This is a genomic window from Streptomyces sp. NPDC021749 (genome assembly GCF_040640655.1).
Taxonomy (GTDB): Bacteria; Actinomycetota; Actinomycetes; order Streptomycetales; family Streptomycetaceae; genus Streptomyces.
The window spans coordinates 1-5,211 of record NZ_JBFACE010000092.1 but is presented as its reverse complement, the minus strand read 5'-3'; the positions used below and the strand labels follow the sequence as shown (position 1 = coordinate 5,211).

The following is a 5,211-nucleotide window of genomic DNA, read 5'->3' as shown; positions in this document are numbered from 1 at the left end:
ACACAGTGGACGCGAGCAACTGAGGACAAGCCCTCGGCCTATTAGTACCAGTCAACTCCACACCTTACGGCGCTTCCATATCTGGCCTATCAACCCAGTCGTCTACTGGGAGCCTTACCCCATCAAGTGGGAGGGAGCCCTCATCTCGAAGCAGGCTTCCCGCTTAGATGCTTTCAGCGGTTATCCTTTCCGAACGTAGCCAACCAGCCATGCCCTTGGCAGAACAACTGGCACACCAGAGGTTCGTCCGTCCCGGTCCTCTCGTACTAGGGACAGCCCTTCTCAAGACTCCTACGCGCACAGCGGATAGGGACCGAACTGTCTCACGACGTTCTAAACCCAGCTCGCGTACCGCTTTAATGGGCGAACAGCCCAACCCTTGGGACCGACTCCAGCCCCAGGATGCGACGAGCCGACATCGAGGTGCCAAACCATCCCGTCGATATGGACTCTTGGGGAAGATCAGCCTGTTATCCCCGGGGTACCTTTTATCCGTTGAGCGACGGCGCTTCCACAAGCCACCGCCGGATCACTAGTCCCTACTTTCGTACCTGCTCGACCCGTCAGTCTCACAGTCAAGCTCCCTTGTGCACTTACACTCAACACCTGATTGCCAACCAGGCTGAGGGAACCTTTGGGCGCCTCCGTTACCCTTTGGGAGGCAACCGCCCCAGTTAAACTACCCACCAGACACTGTCCCTGATCCGGATCACGGACCCAGGTTAGACATCCAGCACGACCAGAGTGGTATTTCAACAATGACTCCACACCAACTGGCGTTGATGCTTCACAGTCTCCCACCTATCCTACACAAGCCGAACCGAACACCAATATCAAGCTATAGTAAAGGTCCCGGGGTCTTTCCGTCCTGCTGCGCGAAACGAGCATCTTTACTCGTAATGCAATTTCACCGGGCCTATGGTTGAGACAGTCGAGAAGTCGTTACGCCATTCGTGCAGGTCGGAACTTACCCGACAAGGAATTTCGCTACCTTAGGATGGTTATAGTTACCACCGCCGTTTACTGGCGCTTAAGTTCTCAGCTTCGCCCCACCGAAATGGAGCTAACCGGTCCCCTTAACGTTCCAGCACCGGGCAGGCGTCAGTCCGTATACATCGCCTTACGGCTTCGCACGGACCTGTGTTTTTAGTAAACAGTCGCTTCTCGCTGGTCTCTGCGGCCACCACCAGCTCAGAGTGCAAGACTCATCACCAGCAATGGCCCCCCTTCTCCCGAAGTTACGGGGGCATTTTGCCGAGTTCCTTAACCATAGTTCACCCGAACGCCTCGGTATTCTCTACCTGACCACCTGAGTCGGTTTAGGGTACGGGCCGCCATGAAACTCGCTAGAGGCTTTTCTCGACAGCATAGGATCATCCACTTCACCACAATCGGCTCGGCATCAGGTCTCAGCCTCAACGTGTGACGGATTTGCCTACCACACGGCCTACACCCTTACCCCGGGACAACCACCGCCCGGGCTGGACTACCTTCCTGCGTCACCCCATCACTCACCTACTACAAGTCTGGTTCGTCGGCTCCACCACTCCCCTTCACCCGAAGGATCCAGGGCGGCTTCACGGACTTAGCATCGCCTGATTCAATGTTTGGCGCTTCAAAGCGGGTACCGGAATATCAACCGGTTGTCCATCGACTACGCCTGTCGGCCTCGCCTTAGGTCCCGACTTACCCTGGGCAGATCAGCTTGACCCAGGAACCCTTAGTCAATCGGCGCACACGTTTCCCACGTGTGTATCGCTACTCATGCCTGCATTCTCACTCGTGAACCGTCCACAACTCGTTTCCACGGCTGCTTCACCCGGCACACGACGCTCCCCTACCCATCACAACAACCGTTAGGTCTTCTGCTGCAATGACATGACTTCGGCGGTGTGCTTGAGCCCCGCTACATTGTCGGCGCGGAATCACTTGACCAGTGAGCTATTACGCACTCTTTCAAGGGTGGCTGCTTCTAAGCCAACCTCCTGGTTGTCTCTGCGACTCCACATCCTTTCCCACTTAGCACACGCTTAGGGGCCTTAGTCGATGCTCTGGGCTGTTTCCCTCTCGACCATGGAGCTTATCCCCCACAGTCTCACTGCCGCGCTCTCACTTACCGGCATTCGGAGTTTGGCTAAGGTCAGTAACCCGGTAGGGCCCATCGCCTATCCAGTGCTCTACCTCCGGCAAGAAACACACGACGCTGCACCTAAATGCATTTCGGGGAGAACCAGCTATCACGGAGTTTGATTGGCCTTTCACCCCTAACCACAGGTCATCCCCCAGGTTTTCAACCCTGGTGGGTTCGGTCCTCCACGAAGTCTTACCTCCGCTTCAACCTGCCCATGGCTAGATCACTCCGCTTCGGGTCTTGGGCACGCTACTCAACGCCCTATTCGGACTCGCTTTCGCTACGGCTTCCCCACACGGGTTAACCTCGCAACATACCGCAAACTCGCAGGCTCATTCTTCAAAAGGCACGCAGTCACGACGTTGAGCCCGAAGACTCAACGCGACGCTCCCACGGCTTGTAGGCACACGGTTTCAGGTACTATTTCACTCCGCTCCCGCGGTACTTTTCACCATTCCCTCACGGTACTATCCGCTATCGGTCACCAGGGAATATTTAGGCTTAACGGGTGGTCCCGCCAGATTCACACGGGATTTCTCGGGCCCCGTGCTACTTGGGTGGTTCTCAAGCAAGCCGCTGACGTTTCAGCTACGGGGGTCTTACCCTCTACGCCGGACCTTTCGCATGTCCTTCGCCTACATCAACGGTTTCTGACTCGCCGACCGGCCGGCAGACCGATCAAGAGAACTCCCACAACCCCAACCACGCAACCCCTGCCGGGTATCACACGTGACTGGTTTGGCCTCATCCAGTTTCGCTCGCCACTACTCCCGGAATCACGGTTGTTTTCTCTTCCTGCGGGTACTGAGATGTTTCACTTCCCCGCGTTCCCTCCACACTGCCTATGTGTTCAGCAGCGGGTGACAGCCCATGACGACTGCCGGGTTTCCCCATTCGGACACCCCCGGATCAAAGCTCGGTTGACAGCTCCCCGGGGCCTATCGCGGCCTCCCACGTCCTTCATCGGTTCCTGGTGCCAAGGCATCCACCGTGCGCCCTTAAAAACTTGGCCACAGATGCTCGCGTCCACTGTGCAGTTCTCAAGCAACGACCAGCCACCCACCACCCCAACCCGAAGGCTGAGTTCACTGGGGCCGGCGCTAGAAGGAACGAGCAACAGCCCGTGCCCTCAGACACCCAACAGCGTGCCCGACACCCTTGACCAACGAACCGCGTTCCACGCCGAAGCAGTACTAACGCTCGCCATCCCAAGAGTGCCGAGTAGTCAACGTTCCACCCATGAGCAACCAGCATCAGACACTCGCTGATGTACTGGCCTCTGACCAAGCCAGGCTTGGTAAGAAGTGCTCCTTAGAAAGGAGGTGATCCAGCCGCACCTTCCGGTACGGCTACCTTGTTACGACTTCGTCCCAATCGCCAGTCCCACCTTCGACGATTCCCTCCCACAAGGGGTTGGGCCACCGGCTTCGGGTGTTACCGACTTTCGTGACGTGACGGGCGGTGTGTACAAGGCCCGGGAACGTATTCACCGCAGCAATGCTGATCTGCGATTACTAGCAACTCCGACTTCATGGGGTCGAGTTGCAGACCCCAATCCGAACTGAGACCGGCTTTTTGAGATTCGCTCCACCTCGCGGTATCGCAGCTCATTGTACCGGCCATTGTAGCACGTGTGCAGCCCAAGACATAAGGGGCATGATGACTTGACGTCGTCCCCACCTTCCTCCGAGTTGACCCCGGCAGTCTCCTGTGAGTCCCCATCACCCCGAAAGGCATGCTGGCAACACAGAACAAGGGTTGCGCTCGTTGCGGGACTTAACCCAACATCTCACGACACGAGCTGACGACAGCCATGCACCACCTGTACACCGACCACAAGGGGGACCCTGTCTCCAGGGTTTTCCGGTGTATGTCAAGCCTTGGTAAGGTTCTTCGCGTTGCGTCGAATTAAGCCACATGCTCCGCTGCTTGTGCGGGCCCCCGTCAATTCCTTTGAGTTTTAGCCTTGCGGCCGTACTCCCCAGGCGGGGAACTTAATGCGTTAGCTGCGGCACGGACGACGTGGAATGTCGCCCACACCTAGTTCCCAACGTTTACGGCGTGGACTACCAGGGTATCTAATCCTGTTCGCTCCCCACGCTTTCGCTCCTCAGCGTCAGTATCGGCCCAGAGATCCGCCTTCGCCACCGGTGTTCCTCCTGATATCTGCGCATTTCACCGCTACACCAGGAATTCCGATCTCCCCTACCGAACTCTAGCCTGCCCGTATCGAATGCAGACCCGGGGTTAAGCCCCGGGCTTTCACATCCGACGCGACAAGCCGCCTACGAGCTCTTTACGCCCAATAATTCCGGACAACGCTTGCGCCCTACGTATTACCGCGGCTGCTGGCACGTAGTTAGCCGGCGCTTCTTCTGCAGGTACCGTCACTCTCGCTTCTTCCCTGCTGAAAGAGGTTTACAACCCGAAGGCCGTCATCCCTCACGCGGCGTCGCTGCATCAGGCTTTCGCCCATTGTGCAATATTCCCCACTGCTGCCTCCCGTAGGAGTCTGGGCCGTGTCTCAGTCCCAGTGTGGCCGGTCGCCCTCTCAGGCCGGCTACCCGTCGTCGCCTTGGTAGGCCATCACCCCACCAACAAGCTGATAGGCCGCGGGCTCATCCTTCACCGCCGGAGCTTTCCACACACAGGAGATGCCTCCGTGTGTCGTATCCGGTATTAGACCCCGTTTCCAGGGCTTGTCCCAGAGTGAAGGGCAGATTGCCCACGTGTTACTCACCCGTTCGCCACTAATCCCCTCCCGAAGGAGGTTCATCGTTCGACTTGCATGTGTTAAGCACGCCGCCAGCGTTCGTCCTGAGCCAGGATCAAACTCTCCGTGAATGCTTCCCCGTGATCGGGGCGAACACCACGAGAGCGGAACCGAGAGAGGAATAATCCCTCGGTTCACAGCGTCCTCGCTGTGTTTTTTCAAAGGAACCTCGTCACCAGACCATCCGGTCCGGTAGACGGGGTATCAACATATCTGGCGTTGACTTTTGGCACGCTGTTGAGTTCTCAAGGAACGGACGCTTCCTTTGGACTCCCTCTCGGGCTTCCTCCGGGCGCTTCCCTTCGGT

General features: G+C 57.5%; 2 rRNA genes. Both read right to left on the bottom strand.

Annotated elements, in window-relative coordinates:
* Window positions 1–21: 21 nt before the first annotated feature.
* Window positions 22–3,143, bottom strand: a 23S ribosomal RNA gene (locus AB0G35_RS37110).
* A gap of 303 nt (window positions 3,144–3,446) precedes the next feature.
* A 16S ribosomal RNA gene (locus tag AB0G35_RS37105) occupies window positions 3,447–4,975 on the bottom strand.
* The 16S and 23S rRNA genes sit together here, the layout of an rRNA operon.
* Between the last annotated feature and the right edge of the window lie 236 nt (window positions 4,976–5,211).